Below are 18,352 nucleotides of genomic sequence, written 5' to 3' on the forward strand. Positions count from 1 at the left end.
ACACGCCGAGGCGCGCGGTGCCCGCACGCCCGCGTGCTCAGGAGGCCGAGGAGCTGTCCGGCCGGTCGCCGGTCACCAGGTAGACGACGTCGCGGGCGACGCGCACGGCGTGGTCGGCGTACCGCTCGTAGTAGCGGCCGGTGAGGGTGATGTCGATCGCCGGCTCGATGCCGTGCGCCCAGTCCTTGGACAGCAGCACGCGGAACAGCCTGCGGTGCAGCCGGTCCATCGCGTCATCGTCGTCGTCCAGCTCCTTGGCCAGCTCGACGTCCTGGGTGGCGATGCAGCTGCCGGTCTTGGTGACCAGGCGCTCGGCGATCTGCCCCATCTCCAGGATCGTGTCGCGCACCTCGGCCGGGATCGCCGACTCGGGGTGGCGCATCCGCGCGATCTTCGCCACGTGCTCGGCCAGGTCGCCCATGCGCTCGAGGTCGCCGCCCATCCGCAGCGCCGTGATGGCGGTGCGCAGGTCCACGGCCACCGGCTGCTGGGTGGCCATGAGCTCGAAGATCGAGGTCTCGACCTCCTTGTAGAGGCGGTTGACCTCGGCGTCCTGGGAGATCACGCTCTCGGCGAGCTGCAGGTCGGCGTCCAGCAGGGCCGTCGTGGCCCGGGAGATGGCCGAGCGGACCAGATGCGTCATCTGCACCAGGCGGTCGGTGAGAGCGTTGAGTTCTTCGTGGAAGGCGTCGCGCATGCGGTTCACGCTACGCGCGCGTTCATGAACGAACTTCGTCCAAGAGATGAACTCTCCAGGAAACAGGCGGTATAAGGGGCCTGGCCAGCGGCGGAGGCCGCCTACCATCGAAGGCGTGAGTGAGATCGTGGCAAGCCTGGCCGCTTTGGCGGGTTTTGTCGTCGGGGCGATCGCGATGATGGCGGTGCGGTCCCGGGACAAGAATCTCCCTGATCCCGTCGACAACCCCGACACCGTCCTGCCGCAGGGAGTGGCGTCGGTTCTCGCCGTGCTGCCTTCCTCGGCCGTCGTGCTCGGCCGGGACGACCGCGTGCTGCGCGCCAGCTCGGCCGCGCGGGCCTTCGGCCTGGTCAAGGGCGATCACCTGATGGCCGCCGAGCTGCTCGCCCTGGCCCGCCAGGTGCGCAGGGACGGCGAGATCCGCGAGAGCGAGTTCGAGGTGGCCCGCCACAAGTTCGGCATGGAGGTCACCACCTTCGCCGTGCGGGTCGCCCCGCTCGGCACCCACGGCCAGGTGCTGGTGCTCGCCGAGGACCAGACCGAGCGGCGGCGCGTCGAGGCCGTGCGCCGCGACTTCGTCGCCAACGTCAGCCACGAGCTCAAGACCCCCGTCGGCGCGCTCAGCCTGCTCGCCGAGACCATCCAGGACGCCTCCGACGACCCCGTCGCGGTCGACCGCTTCGCCGGGCGCATGCAGCACGAGGCCGCCAGGCTCACCTACCTCGTCCAGGACCTCATCACCCTCTCCCGCATCCAGGGCGGCGAGCCGATCCCCACCCCCGGCTGCGTGCCCGTCGACGAGGTCGTCCACGAGGCCATCGACCGCTGCAACACCAAGGCCGCCGCCAAGGAGATCGCCCTGGTCGCGGGCGGCACCGAGGGCCTGCGCGTCTGGGGCGACGACGAGCTGCTGGTGACCGCGCTGCGCAACCTGATCGACAACGCCGTCGCCTACAGCCCCGAGAACACCCGCGTCGTCGTCAGCGCCCGCCCTGCCGGCGACACCGTCGAGGTCAGCGTCAGCGACCAGGGCATCGGCATCCCCGAAAGCTCCCAAGAACGCATCTTCGAGAGGTTCTTCCGCGTCGACGCCGCCCGCTCACGGGCGACCGGCGGCACGGGGCTGGGCCTCGCGATCGTCAAGCACGTCGCCGTCGCGCACGGCGGTGAGGTGAACGTGTGGAGCAAGGAAGGCTCGGGCTCCACCTTCACGCTTCGTCTGCCGGCCTTCGGCGGCACGGCGATAGCCGTACCAAGCACAACGAACTCTCTGGAGGCCGCGAAGTGACCCGCGTGCTCGTCGTCGAGGACGAGGAGTCGTTCTCCGACGCCCTGTCCTACATGTTGCGCAAGGAAGGGTTCGAGGTGGCGGTGGCCGCCACCGGCCCGGAGGCGCTGGACGCCTTCGACCGCAACGGCGCCGACCTGGTGCTGCTCGACCTCATGCTCCCCGGCCTGCCGGGCACCGAGGTGTGCCGCTCGCTGCGCCAGCGCTCCAAGGTGCCAGTGATCATGCTCACTGCCAAGGACAGCGAGATCGACAAGGTCGTGGGGCTGGAGCTCGGCGCTGACGACTACGTCACCAAGCCGTTCTCCTCGCGCGAGCTGGTCGCGCGCATCCGCGCCGTCCTGCGCAGGCAGGGCGACGCGGAGGAGATCGAGCAGGCCGTGCTGGCCGCCGGTCCGGTGCGCATGGACGTCGACCGCCACATCGTCGCGGTACGGGGCCGTCAGGTGCAGCTCCCGCTGAAGGAGTTCGAGCTGCTGGAGGTCCTGCTGCGCAACGCCGGCCGGGTGCTCACCCGCGGCCAGCTCATCGACCGGGTGTGGGGGGCCGACTACGTGGGCGACACCAAGACGCTGGACGTCCACGTCAAGCGTCTGCGGGCGAAGGTCGAGGCCGACCCGTCCGACCCGCGGTGCATCCTCACCGTCCGCGGCCTGGGGTACAAGTTCGACCCCGCCGAGGGCTGACGGACACGCGAAGGCCCGGTGGCGCGAGGTCGCGCCACCGGGCCTTGTCGCGTGCTACGCGCTTCAGCTGTCGGCGGACGGGTCCGGCGTCGGCGTGGCGCTCTCGGAGGTAGCGGGGGCCGGCGTGGCCGAGGCCGACGGCGCGGCGCTCGGCGCGGCCGGCAGGCCGGCGTACTCGCGGCTGCGCGTGACCACCGGGACGTTCATCGGGATGTCGCCGGCGTTGGCGAACTTCAGGGTCAGCTGGATCGTCTCTCCGCCGTACAGAGGCTTCTGGGTGCCCTCCAGGATGACCTGGGCGGGCTTGCCGCTGTTGACGAGCTGACCGGGGGGCACCGAGATCGGGCCGGGCGCCTTGACGGACGAGGCCACCTGGGGCGCCACGGCGACGCCTTCGAGCCGGTCGGCCGCCGTGCCGTAGTTCGCCATCGACAGGTAGAGCGGAAGCGAGCCGCCCGCCGCGATCTGGGCGCCGGACTCGGGGCCGAGGAGGAACGCCTGGGCGATCTTGATGCCGTTCCTGCCGTAGGTCTTGGCGGAGCCGTTGCCGTCGATGAGCACGTTCGCCTCGGTCGGCGCGTAGGCATTGCTCGTGTTGGCGTCGGTGCCCGCGCCACACGCGGCCAGCGCCGGAGCGGCTGCGAGCAGCGCGGTGATCATGATCACCCTGCGACGGCTGGTGCTGGTCACAGTCTGGGGTCTCCTTGGTACACATGGGTATGGCCAGTCGCAACCTTATCCGTGCGCAGGAGCCGTCGCTCAGGGGGGCCGGTGACGGCGCGGAGGCGGCAAGCGTCGCAGGTCATGGGGCCTTTTCGGACCCGGAATTCATACTGTGGAGCGGTTGTCAAGTCCCAAATCGAGGCTTTGACCTGCAGTTATGTTGATTTCACTGTTCCGGGAGGGGACTGACGCGTGGTATCCTGGAGTACAGCGGAAGGGGTACTTGTCACATGACTTTCCAGGTCGGCGACACTGTCGTCTACCCCCACCACGGGGCTGCTCGGATCGAAGCCATCACGACCCGCACGATTAAGGGCGAGGACAGAACCTATCTGGTGCTGAAGGTCGACAAGGGCGACCTTACCGTACAGGTGCCGGCGGACAACGCCGAGCTCGTCGGTGTGCGTGACGTCGTGGGCCAAGAAGGCCTTGAGCGCGTCTTCGACGTCCTGCGCATGCCCCACACCGAAGAGCCCACCAACTGGTCCCGCCGGTACAAGGCGAACCTTGAGAAGCTGGCGTCCGGCGACGTCAACAAGGTTGCCGAGGTCGTGCGCGACCTGTGGCGGCGCGACAAGGAGCGCGGTCTGTCCGCCGGTGAGAAGCGCATGCTCGCGAAGGCCAGGCAGATACTGGTCAGCGAACTGGCTCTCGCCGAGAAGACCAACGAGGACAAGGCCGAGGCGCTTCTCGACGAGGTTCTCAACTCCTGAACACGACACGGCCAAGGGTGGGCGTCGGAGTCGACGTCCACCCTTTCGCATCCGGCCGCGAGCTTCGTCTGGCCGGCCTCCACTGGCCGGGCGAGACCGGGCTCGCGGGTCACTCCGACGGCGACGCCGCCGCACACGCCTGCTGCGACGCGCTGCTGTCCGCGGCCGGGCTCGGTGACATCGGCGGGCTGTTCGGCACCTCCGACCCACGCTGGGCGGGCGCGTCCGGCCTCACCCTGCTCGAGGAGACCGCGCGTCACCTACGGGCGGCCGGGTTCGAGATCGGCAACATCGCCGTGCAGATCATCGGCAACCGTCCCAAGCTGGCGCCGCGCCGCGCCGAGGCCGAGAAGGTCCTCGGCGAGGCCGCGTCGGCCCCTGTCAGCGTCACCGCCACCACGACCGACGGCCTGGGCCTGACCGGCCGAGGTGAAGGCATCGCCGCCATGGCCACCGCCCTCGTCTTCGCCCCCTGACCCCCTCTGTTCCGCGGATGGCGGGTGGGCTTTCGCGCGCGCCTGTGCCGTGACGAGTCTCCCGTTGCCTCCGCGTGCTTCTGGGACGGGTGTGGAGCCCGTCCGAACCCCTCCATGGCGGTGCCGAGAGGACTGCATGGCGTCTATATGGCGGTCTGATCAGGGTTTTCTTACTTTCTAGGATTAGTACGCGATGTGGGGGTAGCCACCTTGTCAGCGTGAAGGTGCGACCCTCAATCGGAGGCTCAATATGTCCATTCAGACCATCCTCGGCGCCATCGTCATCGGTGCGATCATCGGCGCGCTCGGCCGGCTCGTGCTGCCGGGCCGGCAGCCCATCGGGTGGCTTCTGACCATCATCGTCGGCATCGTCGCCGCGCTGATCGGTACGGCCATCGCCCAGGTCCTCGGTGTCGCGACCACCGACGGCATCGACTGGATCGAACTGGTCCTCCAGGTCGTCCTCGCCGTGGTGGGTGTCGGCGCCGTCGCCGCCATCAAGGGCCGGGAAAGGGTTTGATCTCTGGCGGAGCGCGCCACCCGGTGACCTTCGCCTGATCTTCGCCGCCTTTTCCCCGAGGGAACTGGCCTCTCGGCCCTAGGGCCCTGAGACACGACGGTCCAAGAACACGGTGTCGCGCCTTCGACACCTTCGAGATCCGCCTGGTCCACCCGGACCAGGCGGATCTTCGTCGTTCCACCACCACCCCGGACGGCTCAGCCGTCTCCCGGGACGGTCCCGCCTGGCCCTCTCGGGCGGTCCCGCCCGGACTTCCCGGGCGGTCCAGTCTCGACCATCGGGACGATCCAGCCCGGACCCTGGCAGATCGCGCGGACGCCGGGGCGGCCCGAGGACGAGACCGACGTGCCCTGGGCCACAACGCCACGCCACGACCATACGACCGGCGCGTGCACTCGCCAGGGCCCCTAAGTTGACGGGGGCGTGTGAGGCGAGGCTGAAGCGCCATAACGGGCCGGCGCCCGGCATCCATCGAGAGACGCCGAACCCGGACCGAGACGGGCCAGGTGACCGGGAGCCGGGCACTCGGCGGGCACAGGTGACGGGGCGCGCAGAGCACGGAGGCGCACGGCAGAGGCCCGCGTCCGGCCTCCGGGGTCGAAGTGCCGGACTCGGCCGATCGAGCGGCCGGTTCAGGTCGGGCCGGTCACTCTTCGGGGGGCAGGGGGGTGCTGCGCATCCGGCCGGAGGGCGGGGCCGCGGTCTGAGGCGTGTACGGCGGACGCCCGCTCTGGAGCGCCTCGTCCTCGTCCGCGCTGTCGGCGCCATCGTGGGCGGGGTCGGGCGCCGCGTCGCCCTCCCACGCCTTCCCGGACTCCCACCCCGCGACGTCCTGCGAGGCGACGTCCTGCGGTGGGGTGTCGTGGGAGGGGAGGTCGTGCGGAGGAGCGTCCTGGGGCGACGCCTGTTCCTGCGGCGCCAGGTCGTGCGGCGCCCGGTCGGACAGCGGGCTGGCCTCCTCGCGCAGGTGCGGGTACGGCTGGGTGTCGGCGGACTCCTCTTCCGGCTCCGTGTCCGCGGCCGTGTCCGGCGAGGACTGTGCGGACGCGGGATGGGTGACATTCGGATAGGGCTGGGTGTCACCCGGCTCGCGCGCCGGCTTGGGCAGCGGATGGACCAGCACGTCACCGGCGCTGGGACGGACCAGGTCACCCCAGCGAAGCGGCCGGCCCGGGTCCCTCTCGGCTCGCGGGCCCGCGGCCTGCTCGCGCGGCTTGGGCACCAGTCGCTGCTCGGGCTCCGGCGCCGGCACCTCATGCGCGGCCTCCGGCAGCGGCGGAGCGGCCTCGGACAGCGGCGGAGCGGCCTCGGGCATCCGGCGCGCGGCATCCTCCGACGACGGGTCCCCGGCACCTTGCACCGGCTGCCCCGCACCTTGTACCGGCTCTCCAGCATCCTGAACCGGCTGCGTGACCCCTGAGGCCGGCCGTGCCGCGGCCCGCGGTTCCTGCGCGGCCGCAGGCGTGGCGGGAGCGGTCTGGGGTGCGGTCTGCGGCGGGGTGTGTGCGCCGGCGGCCGCCGCGCCGGCGTTCGGCCCGTCCGCCTTCGCTCCGTCCGCCTCCTCCGCCTCGTACGCGGTGTCACCGCTACCGGCGGGATCGGTCGTGGCCGTGCCGGGGGCGCCGGCTCTGGACGGGGCGGGCTGGGGGGTGGGTTCCCTGCGAGGCGCGCGGAAGCCGTCGTCGCTCCGCAATGGCGGCAGTTCGTCAACGGTAGGCGTCTCAGGGGCGGGGGTGGGCGGCACCACCGGCACCACGTCCGGTTCGAGGTCGTCCGGCGAGGCGAGGTGCGGGACGATCTCGCGGTCATGGCCGGTCGTGTGGACGGCGGTCTCCAGCGGAGGGGCGAGGCCCGGGTCGCGCTCCTCCCGTCCGAACGGAAGGATGTCGTGCCCCGCGCCCTGGCCGGTGGGCCCCTCGGACGGCTCGTCATCGGCGGCCCGGGCCTGGAGGTGGCCGGCGGGGAGCAGGAACAGCCACAGCCCGACCAGCAGCATCACCCATGGCGCCACGGCGACGCCCACCGCGAGCTGCCGGCCTTCCACGGTCATGTGCGTGGCCGCCAAGACGTTCGCCGCGCCCGCGGCCACGATGAGGACGGCCAGGATCAGCCAGGCCTGCAGGCGCATCAGCAGCCGGGCGGAGCCCAGCAGCAGCACGGCGATCAGGGCGATCACCAGTAGCGCGTCGAAGCCCGCCGGGTACAGGTAGGCGAGGTCGGCGCGCGCCCCGCCGGACAGGGCGATGGCGCGGATCGCGTCGAACGACAGCACGCAGGCGACGCCGGCGAGCGCCACCAGGGCCAGGCCGGCGACGGCGGTCGCGATGCGGCGCAACACCAGTGCCATTCGGGACGGGCGGGCGGAGGCGGGCGGAGGACCGGGCCGGCGGGCGGACTGACCTGCCGCCAAGGGGGGTGTGACTTCCATGGCGCTTCGAGCCTACAGAATCGGCGTTGCCGTACCGGGAACGCCGCGCGGCGTCCCCCGAACCAGGACACGACCACAGGCCCACGATGTGCCCGGGCGCCGGCGCGACCCGTGCCATCGGGCGCGAACCGCCACGGGCCGCGAGTACGGCCACCGGGACGCTCCCTTGAGACGCAGGTGTGAACGGCCGGAGGGTCCCCGGCGACCATGCCTCGTGGATGTACCGGAGGGGGCGAGACGGGAGCTTTAGGTATAAGCCGGGAGGCCATTGGACAAATCTTCAGGGACAAGCAGTCATGAAATGGAAGAATCCGGTCAAGCGTGTGCCTGGTGGGAAAGGCCGGCGGATTCACATTGCTTTTGCGCGTGTGTGAGGTCGGGCAACCCGTCCTGTCACGGCCTGCGAGGCATTAGCCTTGCGTTCGTGAGTCTGCGCCTATACGACACCAGCACCCGTGCGGTCCGCGACTTCGTCCCCGTCCAGCCTGGCCGGGTCTCGATTTACCTGTGCGGGGCCACTGTGCAGGCTCCGCCGCATATCGGGCACATCCGGTCGGGCGTCAACTTCGACGTCATCCGCCGGTGGCTGACCCGGTCGGGGTACGAGGTCTCGTTCTGCCGCAACGTCACCGACCTCGACGACAAGATCATACGTGTCGCCGCCGAAGAGGGCGTCCCCTGGTTCGTGATCGCCGAGCGCAACCAGCGCGCGTTCACGTGGGCCTACGACGCCCTCGGCTGCATCCCGCCCACCGTCGAGCCCCGGGCCATGGGCCACATCCCCGAGATGATCGAGCTGATCCAGCGGCTGATCGACAAGGGCCACGCCTACGCCGCCGGCGGCGACGTCTACTTCGACGTCATGTCCTACGCCGAGCGTTACGGCCGCCTCTCCAACCAGCGTCCCGAGAACATGCGGGCCGCCGGGGACACCGACACCGACTCCGCCAAGCGCGACGGCCGCGACTTCGCGCTGTGGAAGGGGGCCAAGCCCGGCGAGCCGACCTGGCAGACCCCGTGGGGCGCCGGCCGCCCCGGCTGGCACCTCGAGTGCTCGGCCATGGCCACCAAGTACCTCGGCGAGACCTTCGACATCCACGGCGGCGGCGTCGACCTGATCTTCCCGCACCACGAGAACGAGGTCGCGCAGTCGCAGGCGGCCGGCGACGGGTTCGCCCGCTACTGGCTGCACAACGGCATGCTCAAGATCGGCGCCGAGAAGATGAGCAAGTCCCTCGGCAACTCCCTGCTGGTCCCGGCCATGCTCACCAAGGTGCGCGCCGTCGAGCTGCGCTACTACCTGGTCGCGGCGCACTACCGCTCGGCCATCGACTACTCCGAGGAGGCCCTGGCCGAGGCCGCCACCGGATACCAGCGCATCGAGGGCTTCGTCACCCGCGCCGCCGAGGTCATTCACGACGTCGACGCGGCGGCCCCGCTCCCGCAGGCGTTCGTGGACGCCATGGACGACGATCTCGGCGTGCCGCAGGCGCTCGCCGTGGTCCACGAGATCGTCCGCGAGGGCAACGTGGCGCTCGCCAACGGCAACAAGGAGCAGGTCGCCCGGCTCCTCGCCGAGACGCAGAACATGCTGGACGTCCTCGGTCTCGACCCGCGAAGCGCGCAGTGGCGCGAGTCCGGCGCCGACAGCGGCCTGCGAGACACGGTGGACGACCTGGTCAAGGTGGCTCTGGAGCAGCGCCAGGCGGCCCGCGCCCGCAAGGACTACGCCGCCGCCGACGCCATTCGCGACCAGCTCGCCGCCGCGGGCGTCATGGTCGAGGACACCCCCCAGGGCCCGCGCTGGGAACTGGCCCGCTGATCGCGCCGGTAGGCTGACAACATGGCAGGTGGCGGTAAAGGGTCGGGCAGGCCCGGCAAGAGGCAGGGTGCCACGCGTGGCACCGGTGGGCAGGGCCGCAAGACCCTGCAGGGCAAGGGCGCGACTCCGCCTGCGCACGAGCGGCACTGGTACAAGGACAAGCAGCGGGCCGCCAGGGCCGCCGCGGCCGAGGCCGGCGCCCCGCCCAGCTCCGCCGACCGGCCGGCGCGTCCGGCCCGCGGCGGCAAGCGGGAGGACGGCCCCGAGTTCATCGGCGGGCGCAACCCGGTGCTCGAGGCGCTCCGCGCCGAGGTGCCCGCCACGGCGCTCTACGTCGCCCAGCGCGTCGACAACGACGACCGCATCCGCGAGGCGATCAAGATCGTTTCGAACCGCGGCATCGCCCTGCTCGAGGCCGGCCGCGACAAGCTCGACAGGCTGACCGAGGGCACGATCCACCAGGGTCTCGTCCTCCAGCTTCCGCCCTACGAGTACGCCCACCCCGAAGACCTGGTCGAGCGGGCCCAGGAAGCCGCCGAGGTCCCGCTGATCATCGCCCTCGACGGGGTCACCGACCCGCGCAACCTCGGAGCCATCGCCCGCTCCGCCACGGCCTTCGGCGCCCACGGCATCCTGGTGCCCTCGCGCCGTTCGGCGGGCGTGACCGCCGGCGCGTGGAAGACCTCCGCGGGCACCCTCGCCCACCTGCCGGTCGCCCGGGCCGCCAACCTCACCAGCACCCTGCGCGAGTACCGCGACCAGGGCCTGTTCGTGGTGGGCCTGGACGGCGAGGCCTCCGCCGACATCGGCGACGTCGAACTCGCCACCGAGCCCCTGGTCGTCGTGGTCGGCTCGGAGGGCAAGGGCCTGTCCCGGCTGGTCCGCGAGTCCTGCGACGTCGTGGCCCGCATCCCCATGAACGCCGCCGCCGAGTCACTCAACGCCGGCGTGGCCGCGGGCATCGCCCTCTACGAGATCAACCGCCACCGCCGCCGCCGCTGACCTCCTGCCCCCTCGTACGCTCCCGCCACACCAACATCGGTGACGGTGCCCGCGCCATACGACTAAACTCGTAACGCGCCACCCCCGCCGACGTAGCTCAATCGGCAGAGCAACGGTCTTGTAAACCGTAGGTCAGGGGTTCGATTCCCCTCGTCGGCTCCCACGTCAGAGGCCCCCCGCGATGATCGCGAGGGGCCTTTTGCTAACACCTTTGCTAACAAGAGCTACGCGGCTGCATCCTTGATCGCCGTTGCGAAGACGTCGGCCGCCGCCGCCATCTGCTCATTGATCACGTGTGCGTACACGCGGAGGGTGATCGCGGGATCGGCGTGGCCGAGCCGAGCGGCGACCACGTGAACCGGCACCCCAGCCAGCAGGAGCGTCGTCGCGTGGACGTGTCGTAGGTCGTGGAGCCTCGCGTGGGGGAGCGGCTTCTTCGGTCGAGGGCGGTCCTTGGGCGCGTTGTAGGCGGCGATGAGCTTCGGGACCAGCGAGGTAACGGTGTCCGGGTAGATCGGTTCACCCCAGCCGGTCGTGAACACGTAGTCGTCGGTGCCCTTCCACTCCTCGTCGGCCACCAGCTTCTCGCAGGCTTGCCGGGCGCGATGCTCCCGAAGGATCTGTGCCGTCTCCTCATCTAAGCTCACCACGCGCGACCGGCCGCTCTTGGTGGTGCCTTCCACCCGCTTGCCGTCGATCACGGACGAGCTTCCCTTGATCCGGACTTCCGGTACGTCGAGGTCGATGTCCCGCCATCGCAGGTTGAGCAGCTCTCCGCGCCGGGCACCGGTGTACGCGGCGAGCCGGTAGAACGCGAACAGCCGATGCCCTTCGGCGACCTTGAGGAAGTCCCGGAGCTGCGCCGGAGTCCAGACGGTTCCCGGTTCGGCACGTTGGTTGCGCGGGAGCTTGGCGCGTTCGGCGGGGTTGTTCGGCAGTATCTCGTCAATGACCACCGCATCCCGCAGCGCTTTGCGGACCACGGTGTGGACGTGCGCGATCGTCGTAGGCGACAGCGGCTTGCCGTTCCTCCCGCCACCATTCAGCAGGTCCCGGTACAGCTTCGTGATCGTCGCCGGCCGAACCGCTTGGAGCCGGAGATTCCCGATCCGGGGGACGATATAGAGCCTGATCAGCATTCGATAGCCGTGGAGCGTCTTGGGCTTGATCTCCACCGAGTGAGCTTCGATCCACTCTTCCAGGTAGTCACCGACGGTGATCGCGTTGCGGTTGACGTACTCGCCCCGCCGGGCGGCCACACGCGCCTCGTCCCGGGCGGCCTTGGCGTCGTCTTCGGTGGTGAAGCCCCCGACCCACTTGGGCTTGCTGACTCCGGTTTCCGGGTCGGTGACCCGGATGACGTACGACCAGGTTGTGCCGCGCTTCATCACGCCGTCACGCAGCTTCGGAGTGTTCCTCCTGGCTCCGTGCTTGCGGTTCGAGTCGTCCGGCTCAGGAGTCGCTACGAGGGTGCCCGTCACGCTGCGGTCTCCTTCGCCAGGAGTTCGGCGATGTAGATCTCAAGAGCCGAGAGCGGGATGCGTCGAGACCGGCCGATGTGGAGGTAGGGGATCGCGCCGGAGTCCATCAGGCGGTACAACTGCGCGCGGGATATCGACAACGCGTTCACCGCTTCCGGCACGGTCAGCAGGAGCTTGGCCACGTGCTCACCTCCTCCGCCAGGACGAAGGGTCTGCCGGTAATCGCTGAGGCGATGATCTGTTCACCGGCGGACAGGCCCTTACCGGCGTACTCCCAGTTCGCAATCACGAGGACGGTGTCCTCGTCGAACAGGGGCAGGCGTCCGGTGCTGATGTCCTCGTCGCGCATGTGGTCGGCTCGAGCGGCGCGTAGGGCGCCCAGGGTGGTGGAGTAGTGGCGGGATTTGGTGGAGAAGTGGCCGCGGAAGCCGAGCATGTGGGCCCATTGGGCAAGGCGTAGTTCGTTGAGCCGGTCGAGGTCGGCCAGGCGGAAGCACTCGGCGATCAGCCGCTGGGCGTGCTCGCGCAGGCCCAGGCCGGTGACCTCGTCGGCCGAGTTGATGCGCCGGTCGATGGTGCCGACGCATTCGGCGGCTTTGGTGGCGTACTTGGCGATGTAGCCGGCGACCGCCTGCTCCGTCAGCTCTCCGTCCATGGTGATGGGCCGGACGTCGAGCTGTGCGCCCCAGCGCAGGACGCGGGCAGGCTCACCGGCCAGGGCCGGAACGGGGACGCCGACCGCACCGGCCGCATGCTGGACGGCTTGCGCCAGGGCGTCACGGTCCGCCCAGGCCGGAGGAGGAGCGTCAGGCCCGCCGGCTCCGTCGAGGCGGATCACCGCATGGAAGTGGACGACGCCGCGCCGTTGGTACTCGGCGACCTTGGCGAAGGAGATGACCAGGTGTTCGCCCAGTTCCTTGACCGTCAGGCCGTGGAGCTTGGCCAGGTTGCGACGCAGCGCGAGAGTGAAACGGCGCCACAGTTCAGGGGCCAGGGCGTTGAACAGCACGCTCGCGGCGTAGTCGTAGCAGTCCGGGCACAGCGGTTCGCCGAGGCGGTGTTCCTCGTCGCCGTGCCGGGCGGTGCAGGAGATGACGCGCCCGTGCGGGCACTTGTCGGCGTCGCGCCGGGGGTGGCAGGGCAGGACCTTGCCGCCGTGCTCGCGCCGGGTGTGGACCGCGCCGAAGGAGGGGGCGGTGAGAGTGACGAAGAGCGCCGGGTGAGCGCTGACCGTGTCGGGGACGCCTTTGCCGCCGGCCAGGCCCGCGCGGATGAGCTGGTAGGTGTCGGCGCGGTAGATCTCGGCGCAGGCCGGGCAGCGGGAGGCGCGGCGAGTCTTGCATTGGACGCGCAGGACGCCGCCGGGTTCGCGGTTGGTGTTGTAGGTGTGCAGGACGTGACCGGTCGCGGCGTCGATGTGCCGCACGCGCCCGCGGAGGTGGATCGGTTGGCGGCATCCGCCGGTCGCGCGGATCTGCGCGGCCCAGCGGTCGTATTGGGGGTCGTGGAGTCGGGCGATGATGCCGGTTACCGCGTGCTGAGCGCGGGGGTTGGGGATGATGGGCGTGTCCCTTCCGGGTCTTTCGGGTTCGGTTGGGGATGGCCCCCGACGTGGCGCGGAACTTGGCGGTTGTGTGGCCACGCCGGGGGCGCCGAGGCGTTAGGCCCCGTGGTTGTCTGCTCCGGTGCCGTCGCAGTCGCGGCAGGTGTCGGCCATGCTGTCGACGCCGGTCCCGCCGCAGGTCGCGCAGCGGTAGCGGACCACTGGAAGCGGTTCGGTCATCGTCCGTTCTTGGGTCTCCTGAGCCGGGGCGTGCTGTGAGTGGTCGTCGAGATGGGTGCCCATGGTGGTGGTCCCTTGGTCAGGCGGTGGAGACGGCCGTGTGGTCGGGGATGACGCAGCCGTGGTAGCTGCTGAATGCTTCGTGCCTGGCGCGGGCGTCGGCGAGGATCGCGAACGCCTCGTAGCGGACCGGCCCGAAGTGCAGAGCGGTCATGTAGTGGTCGTGAGCCAGGGCGCCGGAGTCGATCTTCGTGCCGCACAACGCGGCGATCCGGTCGATCTCAGCGCACATCTCCGCATCGGCCGTGCGCTCGGCGCAGTAGCCGATGGTGGTGGAGTACCTAGGCACGGGGACTTCGGGATTGGCCTCCAGGAAGGTGGCCAGCCGTCGTAGTCCGGTGATGAAGGCCGTCCGGTGGTCGCGGTCGACAGACATGGATGGTGCTCCCTTCACGGTGTTTCCGGTGCGGTGCGCAGATGTTGGAGCAGGTCGGCGGCGAGTTGGCTTGATACGCCTAGCCGGGCGCGTAGCAGGTCGGGGGTGATGGGCTTGCCGTGTTTGGCGTTGTGCTCTTCGACCACGCGCCGGGCGTAGTCGAGGAGCGCGGGAGAGGGAGAGGGTTCGGTGGCGTTGCCCTGGGCGCGGTCGGAGGCAGGTGTGAGGGTGGGAAGGACGGTGGCCGGCGCGGCGACGGTCGAGGCCGGGGAGGGTTCGGGGCGGGGGCCGGTCGCGCGTCGTTCCAGCATCGAGACGGCGACGAGGAAGGCTGCCGCGGGTGTCGCGGCGGTCAGCCAGCCCCATACCGAGGGTTCGGCCTGGTGGAGGTTGGCGGCGAGGGACAGGATGATTCCGGCGACCAGGACGCAGGTGGGCCAGGAGAGCGGGCCGGTCCGGTGGCGGCCGGTCTTTTTGTCGCGTTGACGTTCGCGGGCGGCCATGACGCAGGTCAGGTCGACGCACACGGCCACCGCCCAGGCCATCGGGCCCGTCTGCCCGTGCTCCACCGCTGTCTGTCGTACGTGGGAGAAGGAGCCGGCACCGGCGATCAGTGCCAGGACGATGACGGGACCGGAGTCCAGCAGCCAGGAGGCGAGGCGTCGCATGCCGGTCAGCCCTCCAGGACGGCGGTTTCAGGGGCGAGGAACTCGGCGAGGTCGGCATCGCTCAACTCGGCGCAGTGGGTACCGGCCATGACTTCGGCCCAGGACGGGGTGAGAGCGGCGTAGGTGCGGGTGGCGACTTCGGCGGCTTGCTCGGAGACGTAGAAGGAGCGTGCCCGGTACCACTGGCCGTCTTGGCCGGCCACGATCGCGACGCCGGGGGTTTCGGAGGCGATGGCCCGTGCGGAGACCAGGGCCGCGGGGTCGAGGTCGCCGAGGGTCATGGTCGCGGTTTCGGGATCGTTGACGCGGTGGCAGATCCGTCCCGAGCACTGGGCGCGTAGCGCGGTCACTCCAGGGCCGAGGTCGGAGCCGATGCGCTGGCCGCAGCAGAACAGGTAGATCCCGAACGCCCGTCCGAGCTGGGCGACCCGCAGCAGCGCTGTCGAGGTCTTGGCGATTTCGTCTTTCTCGGACTTGTCGGCCATCAGGTACAGCTCTGCCAGCTCATCGACCAGGACCACCACGGGGACCGGTCGCCGGTCGCCGGGCAACTGCCAGATGTTGCGCGCTCCGGCCGCACGACAGGCGGCCATCCGGTCCACCATCAGCGAGACCAGGTCATCGAGCAGGTTGACGCATTCGGCGCGAGAGGTGGCCAGGGCCGACAGGCGAGGTTCGTACGGCGAGAACTCCACCCCGCCCTTGAGGTCGAAGCCGACCATTGCCACCGGTTGCGGGGACAGTCCAATGATCAAGGCGTTGGCGAGGTTGGACTTACCGGATTGGGTGGCGCCGGCATTGAGCCAGTGCGGGACGGTGCGGAAGTCGATGACCCAGGGAGAGCCGGTCTCTAACCGGCCGACGGTGACCTTGAGCAGTTCGGTGGAGACGGGGAGCTGGTCGATTTTGACCAGCGGATCGCGGATGGTCGCGGCCAGGGTGACGCGACCGCGTTTGGTGGAGGAGACGCGTACGGCGTGGACGCGCCAGGAGTGCGCGAGCCGTTCGGCGACCTGGGCGTAGTCCTCCGGGATCTGACCTTCCAGGAGGCGAATGGTGACGCGCCAGCCGTGACGCGTCGGCATGGGCAGCCACATCCACGGCTTGGTGTCGACCGCGACCCGTTGCAACCGCCGTTTGACGCGGACGAGGCCGGTCGAGGAGATCAGCCCGGGGACGGTGGTGAACCAGAAGCGCTGCCGCTTCTTGGTCAGGCCGCAGCCGAGGGCGACCTTGCGCCAGGTGAGGCGGATCGTGACGGCGGTCAGCGGGTAGCGCAGGCACAGCCAGAAGGACCGGTAGTGCCAGCGGCGCCAGGCCCAGAGCCCGGCCGCCGAGGCGGCCAGGACTCCGAGAGTGAGCAGGAGATGGTCAGACACCGCGAGCCTCCGCGGTGACGGCGGGCAGGAGTGAGGTGGCGCGGTAGGCGATGCCCCAGCGTCCCGACAGTTCCCACACGTAGCCGACCAGGCCGACGGGCTTGACCTCGTTGCCGGGAACGACCGAGGGCTCCCCGACGACACCGATCTTGACCAGCTCGATCTTGCCGAAGGCGTCCTCCACGGAGAACAGCACCTCATAGACGGTCTGACCGGTGGTCTTGTCGGTCTTGAGTTCGCCGGTCTCCTTGTTCATGATGCGCGGGCACGGAGCCTTCACGCAGATGAACTGGAGCCGGGAGACGTCGACCGGGATGGGGATGTTGCGCATGCTGAACACACCTCTCGTCTGCCTGCTGAGCAGGCGTGGGGGACGAGGGAGATCACGCGCCGTCAGAATCCGGAGGCGATAGCATCGAAGCGCCAACTAGGGTGCTGACCGCATCCGGCCTGGGCGGGTCTCCCGCTCAGGCCACTTTCATGTGTGGCCTGTACCGCTCCGGGGTGAGCGGTCGTTCTGTTTTCGGCCCTGAAACGCAGAAGAGCGTTTGTGTTGGGCTGTCACCTCCTGTCCAGGAGAGCTTCAGCGACAACACAAACGCTACCTCGCACCGCGAGTATCTGCTAGTACTTTTAGTATTAGTGCACGTACTTTTTCTACACGCCGATCCGGTCGGCGAGTTCCCGCAGCTCAGGGGATGGCGGGTCTTGCATGGTCAGCAAATCGGACACCAACTGGTAGGTGATTCGGTGGTTCCGTATCTGCTCCGGCGTGATCGCCTCAGCCTCCAGCAGCGCGGATACGGCCTCCTCGACCTGACGGCGCTGCGCATGAGCGCGAGCCAGGTCGACATGAAGCCGGGCGCGCCGCTCAGGTGACAGCGCCGAGGTGTCCACCGCCGTCCCGACCCGAAGCGCGTGACCGGCATCTCCAAGCTCGACCCCCACGGCCACCTCATGAAGCGTGACGTTGGCCGGCCCGAACTCGGTGTTGTAGTCGTTGCGCCCCTCTCCCAGCCGCTCCGCGACCTCACGAGCCCGCGCCAAATGCTCATAAGCGGTAGTGGCTTCGTTCAACCGGGACGCGGCCACGGCCCGTTGAAGGGTAAGACCACCCCACAACGACATGGCCTCGGGCTTGCCCTCATCGACCAGGAACCACAGCGCCTCAGAAGCCGTCCGCGCCGTCTCCTCCACCTGGTCGAAGTGACGCGCGCCCAAGAAGACGAAGCCGAGCCGGAAAGCGCCGGCCGCCATCATCAGCGGGTCGCCCGCTCGTTCCGCCGCGACGATCGCCCGGTCCGCGGCGATCCACGCCGCCTCAGGCTCGCCGAGCTTGGCCAGCGCCGCCGAGCACGCCTGATAGGTCACGGCCAGCAGTTGGAACAGCTCCGCCCGCCGCTCCTCGGGAGCCGAGCGGGCAGCGGTCTCCAGCGCGGGCACCAAGCCCCGCAGCAGGTCGGCCAGCTCGACATACCGGCTCTCGTGCGTCAGCTCCCAAGCACGGTCAACCCGCGGCTTGATCTCCGATGTGGGCGGGACGGGCGCCGAGTGCAGCATGGCCCGCAGCGAATGGGCCCCCGAGAGCACCAGACGCAGACTCGCCGTCCCCGGGATCTCCTCGGCGGAGGCCGCGACCACCGGCGCCTCCGCCGCCAGCTCCGACAACGGGATGTCCAGAGCCTCGGCGACCTTCTCCAGGACCGACATGCGGTCGACCTTGCGGACACCGCGCTCCACCTGGGAGATCCACGCCACCGACCGGTCGACCAGCCGCGCCAGCTCCGGTTGTGACAGGCCGCGCCGTTTACGTTCCTGGGCGATCCGCCGGCCTAGTGCTCGTTGGTATTCGGTGCTCACCCTGCCGTTCCCTTGCCGGTCTGGAGCGACAGCCAGTCGACCTCGACCGAGGCCAGCAGCTCATCCCGCGCCCCGAGGAACCGCCGGGTGTGCTCCTGCTCCTCGTGGGTGTCGAAGGCCGCCCGGTCCCGGTACAGCTCGTAGAAGATCCGCTGAAGCGGCTGACCCTCCACCAGGTGGGACGCGTACACCAGCGTCCCCGGCTCTTCCGTGCGGATCTTCTCGATGGTCTCGGCGACCAGTTGATCGAACGCCGCCGCGCTCGCCTCGTCCTTACACGTGAATCGGACCACCAGACCGAACATGAACTCCTCCTTCGTCGCAGCCTCTACCAGAGCAGTACTTATTGTGCGTGGCAAGTACCGCAAGTGGCTTGCACTCTAAGTACTG

20 protein-coding genes and 1 tRNA gene are annotated in these 18,352 nt (G+C 69.8%); 8 read left to right on the forward strand and 13 right to left on the reverse strand.

What is annotated here, in order from left to right; translation table 11 throughout:
* Positions 1-37: 37 nt before the first annotated feature.
* A complete protein-coding gene (gene phoU / locus ACFQSB_RS06860) occupies positions 38-697 on the reverse strand; it encodes a phosphate signaling complex protein PhoU (RefSeq protein WP_354852329.1) in 660 nt (219 codons plus the stop codon).
* A 175-nt stretch (positions 698-872) separates the two neighbouring features.
* Here phoU and ACFQSB_RS06865 point away from each other — a divergent pair, with 175 nt between their 5' ends.
* Positions 873-1,985: a sensor histidine kinase gene (locus ACFQSB_RS06865; protein WP_380825059.1), complete on the forward strand. Its 1,113-nt coding sequence runs from the start codon at positions 873-875 to the stop codon at positions 1,983-1,985.
* Positions 1,982-2,671: a response regulator transcription factor gene (locus ACFQSB_RS06870; protein ID WP_354852330.1), complete on the forward strand. Its 690-nt coding sequence runs from the start codon at positions 1,982-1,984 to the stop codon at positions 2,669-2,671. Before ACFQSB_RS06865 ends, ACFQSB_RS06870 begins: the two co-directional genes overlap by 4 nt.
* Before the next feature lie 63 nt (positions 2,672-2,734).
* Here the strand turns inward: ACFQSB_RS06870 and ACFQSB_RS06875 are convergent, their stop codons facing one another.
* A complete protein-coding gene (locus ACFQSB_RS06875; RefSeq protein ID WP_380824979.1) occupies positions 2,735-3,361 on the reverse strand; it encodes a copper chaperone PCu(A)C in 627 nt (208 codons plus the stop codon).
* 263 nt (positions 3,362-3,624) lie between these two features.
* Between ACFQSB_RS06875 and ACFQSB_RS06880 the strand changes: the two genes are divergently transcribed.
* The 3 genes from ACFQSB_RS06880 to ACFQSB_RS06890 all read left to right on the forward strand — a co-directional run bounded on the left by ACFQSB_RS06880 (position 3,625) and on the right by ACFQSB_RS06890 (position 5,103).
* Positions 3,625-4,107 carry a CarD family transcriptional regulator gene (locus ACFQSB_RS06880; RefSeq protein ID WP_184978896.1) on the forward strand — a complete coding sequence of 161 codons (483 nt, stop codon included), beginning with the start codon at positions 3,625-3,627 and terminating at the stop codon, positions 4,105-4,107.
* 17 nt (positions 4,108-4,124) lie between these two features.
* Complete coding sequence (gene ispF / locus ACFQSB_RS06885; RefSeq protein WP_380824980.1) at positions 4,125-4,583, forward strand: 2-C-methyl-D-erythritol 2,4-cyclodiphosphate synthase; 459 nt, start codon at positions 4,125-4,127, stop codon at positions 4,581-4,583.
* 250 nt (positions 4,584-4,833) lie between these two features.
* On the forward strand, positions 4,834-5,103 hold the full coding sequence (locus tag ACFQSB_RS06890; protein WP_380824982.1) for a GlsB/YeaQ/YmgE family stress response membrane protein: 270 nt from the start codon (positions 4,834-4,836) through the stop codon (positions 5,101-5,103).
* Positions 5,104-5,749: 646 nt separating this feature from the next.
* Here the strand turns inward: ACFQSB_RS06890 and ACFQSB_RS06895 are convergent.
* On the reverse strand, positions 5,750-7,441 hold the full coding sequence (locus tag ACFQSB_RS06895; RefSeq protein WP_380824984.1) for a DUF2637 domain-containing protein: 1,692 nt from the start codon (positions 7,439-7,441) through the stop codon (positions 5,750-5,752).
* A 514-nt stretch (positions 7,442-7,955) separates the two neighbouring features.
* Between ACFQSB_RS06895 and cysS the strand changes: the two genes are divergently transcribed.
* The 3 genes from cysS to ACFQSB_RS06910 all read left to right on the forward strand — a co-directional run bounded on the left by cysS (position 7,956) and on the right by ACFQSB_RS06910 (position 10,514).
* Positions 7,956-9,353, forward strand: coding sequence for a cysteine--tRNA ligase (gene cysS, locus ACFQSB_RS06900; protein ID WP_380824985.1), 1,398 nt, complete (start codon positions 7,956-7,958; stop codon positions 9,351-9,353).
* 21 nt (positions 9,354-9,374) lie between these two features.
* Positions 9,375-10,355, forward strand: coding sequence for a 23S rRNA (guanosine(2251)-2'-O)-methyltransferase RlmB (gene rlmB / locus ACFQSB_RS06905; RefSeq protein WP_380824986.1), 981 nt, complete (start codon positions 9,375-9,377; stop codon positions 10,353-10,355).
* Between the two features lie 86 nt (positions 10,356-10,441).
* Positions 10,442-10,514 (forward strand) — tRNA-Thr (locus ACFQSB_RS06910).
* 65 nt (positions 10,515-10,579) lie between these two features.
* Here the strand turns inward: ACFQSB_RS06910 and ACFQSB_RS06915 are convergent.
* The 10 genes from ACFQSB_RS06915 to ACFQSB_RS06960 all read right to left on the reverse strand — a co-directional run bounded on the left by ACFQSB_RS06915 (position 10,580) and on the right by ACFQSB_RS06960 (position 18,267).
* Complete coding sequence (locus tag ACFQSB_RS06915) at positions 10,580-11,836, reverse strand: tyrosine-type recombinase/integrase (protein ID WP_380824988.1); 1,257 nt, start codon at positions 11,834-11,836, stop codon at positions 10,580-10,582.
* Complete coding sequence (locus ACFQSB_RS06920; RefSeq protein ID WP_380824989.1) at positions 11,833-12,018, reverse strand: helix-turn-helix domain-containing protein; 186 nt, start codon at positions 12,016-12,018, stop codon at positions 11,833-11,835. The genes ACFQSB_RS06915 and ACFQSB_RS06920 overlap by 4 nt, the downstream gene beginning before the upstream one ends.
* A complete protein-coding gene (locus ACFQSB_RS06925) occupies positions 12,000-13,397 on the reverse strand; it encodes a replication initiator (protein ID WP_380825060.1) in 1,398 nt (465 codons plus the stop codon). Before ACFQSB_RS06925 ends, ACFQSB_RS06920 begins: the two co-directional genes overlap by 19 nt.
* 99 nt (positions 13,398-13,496) lie before the next feature.
* Entirely contained in the window at positions 13,497-13,682 is a 186-nt protein-coding gene (locus ACFQSB_RS06930) for a hypothetical protein (RefSeq protein ID WP_380824991.1), read from the reverse strand.
* Positions 13,683-13,698: 16 nt separating this feature from the next.
* Entirely contained in the window at positions 13,699-14,055 is a 357-nt protein-coding gene (locus tag ACFQSB_RS06935; RefSeq protein ID WP_380824992.1) for a hypothetical protein, read from the reverse strand.
* 14 nt (positions 14,056-14,069) lie between these two features.
* Positions 14,070-14,723, reverse strand: coding sequence for a DUF2637 domain-containing protein (locus tag ACFQSB_RS06940; protein ID WP_380824993.1), 654 nt, complete (start codon positions 14,721-14,723; stop codon positions 14,070-14,072).
* 5 nt (positions 14,724-14,728) lie between these two features.
* The gene (locus ACFQSB_RS06945; protein ID WP_380824995.1) at positions 14,729-16,102 is read right to left on the reverse strand and encodes an FtsK/SpoIIIE domain-containing protein; all 1,374 of its coding nucleotides are present in this window, start codon (positions 16,100-16,102) and stop codon (positions 14,729-14,731) included.
* Positions 16,095-16,433 (reverse strand): SCO3933 family regulatory protein, encoded by a 339-nt coding sequence (locus ACFQSB_RS06950; protein WP_380824996.1) that lies wholly within the window; start codon positions 16,431-16,433, stop codon positions 16,095-16,097. The genes ACFQSB_RS06945 and ACFQSB_RS06950 overlap by 8 nt, the downstream gene beginning before the upstream one ends.
* Before the next feature lie 326 nt (positions 16,434-16,759).
* Complete coding sequence (locus ACFQSB_RS06955) at positions 16,760-17,962, reverse strand: helix-turn-helix domain-containing protein (protein WP_380824997.1); 1,203 nt, start codon at positions 17,960-17,962, stop codon at positions 16,760-16,762.
* Positions 17,959-18,267 (reverse strand): putative quinol monooxygenase, encoded by a 309-nt coding sequence (locus ACFQSB_RS06960; RefSeq protein ID WP_184611088.1) that lies wholly within the window; start codon positions 18,265-18,267, stop codon positions 17,959-17,961. The genes ACFQSB_RS06955 and ACFQSB_RS06960 overlap by 4 nt, the downstream gene beginning before the upstream one ends.
* Between the last annotated feature and the right edge of the window lie 85 nt (positions 18,268-18,352).

The sequence above is a fragment of the Sphaerisporangium rhizosphaerae genome, assembly GCF_042665155.1.
Taxonomy (GTDB): Bacteria; Actinomycetota; Actinomycetes; order Streptosporangiales; family Streptosporangiaceae; genus Sphaerisporangium; species Sphaerisporangium rhizosphaerae.

Excerpts from the sequence above, each read along its gene's own strand:
- phoU (WP_354852329.1), bottom strand. The coding sequence starts at position 697 with ATGCGCGACGCCTTCCACGAAGAACTCAACGCTCTCACCGACCGCCTG.
- ACFQSB_RS06865 (WP_380825059.1), top strand. The coding sequence starts at position 873 with ATGATGGCGGTGCGGTCCCGGGACAAGAATCTCCCTGATCCCGTCGAC.
- ACFQSB_RS06880 (WP_184978896.1), top strand. The coding sequence starts at position 3,625 with ATGACTTTCCAGGTCGGCGACACTGTCGTCTACCCCCACCACGGGGCT.
- ACFQSB_RS06890 (WP_380824982.1), top strand. The coding sequence starts at position 4,834 with ATGTCCATTCAGACCATCCTCGGCGCCATCGTCATCGGTGCGATCATC.
- rlmB (WP_380824986.1), top strand. The coding sequence starts at position 9,375 with ATGGCAGGTGGCGGTAAAGGGTCGGGCAGGCCCGGCAAGAGGCAGGGT.
- ACFQSB_RS06930 (WP_380824991.1), bottom strand. The coding sequence starts at position 13,682 with ATGGGCACCCATCTCGACGACCACTCACAGCACGCCCCGGCTCAGGAG.
- ACFQSB_RS06935 (WP_380824992.1), bottom strand. The coding sequence starts at position 14,055 with ATGTCTGTCGACCGCGACCACCGGACGGCCTTCATCACCGGACTACGA.
- ACFQSB_RS06940 (WP_380824993.1), bottom strand. The coding sequence starts at position 14,723 with ATGCGACGCCTCGCCTCCTGGCTGCTGGACTCCGGTCCCGTCATCGTC.
- ACFQSB_RS06950 (WP_380824996.1), bottom strand. The coding sequence starts at position 16,433 with ATGCGCAACATCCCCATCCCGGTCGACGTCTCCCGGCTCCAGTTCATC.
- ACFQSB_RS06960 (WP_184611088.1), bottom strand. The coding sequence starts at position 18,267 with ATGTTCGGTCTGGTGGTCCGATTCACGTGTAAGGACGAGGCGAGCGCG.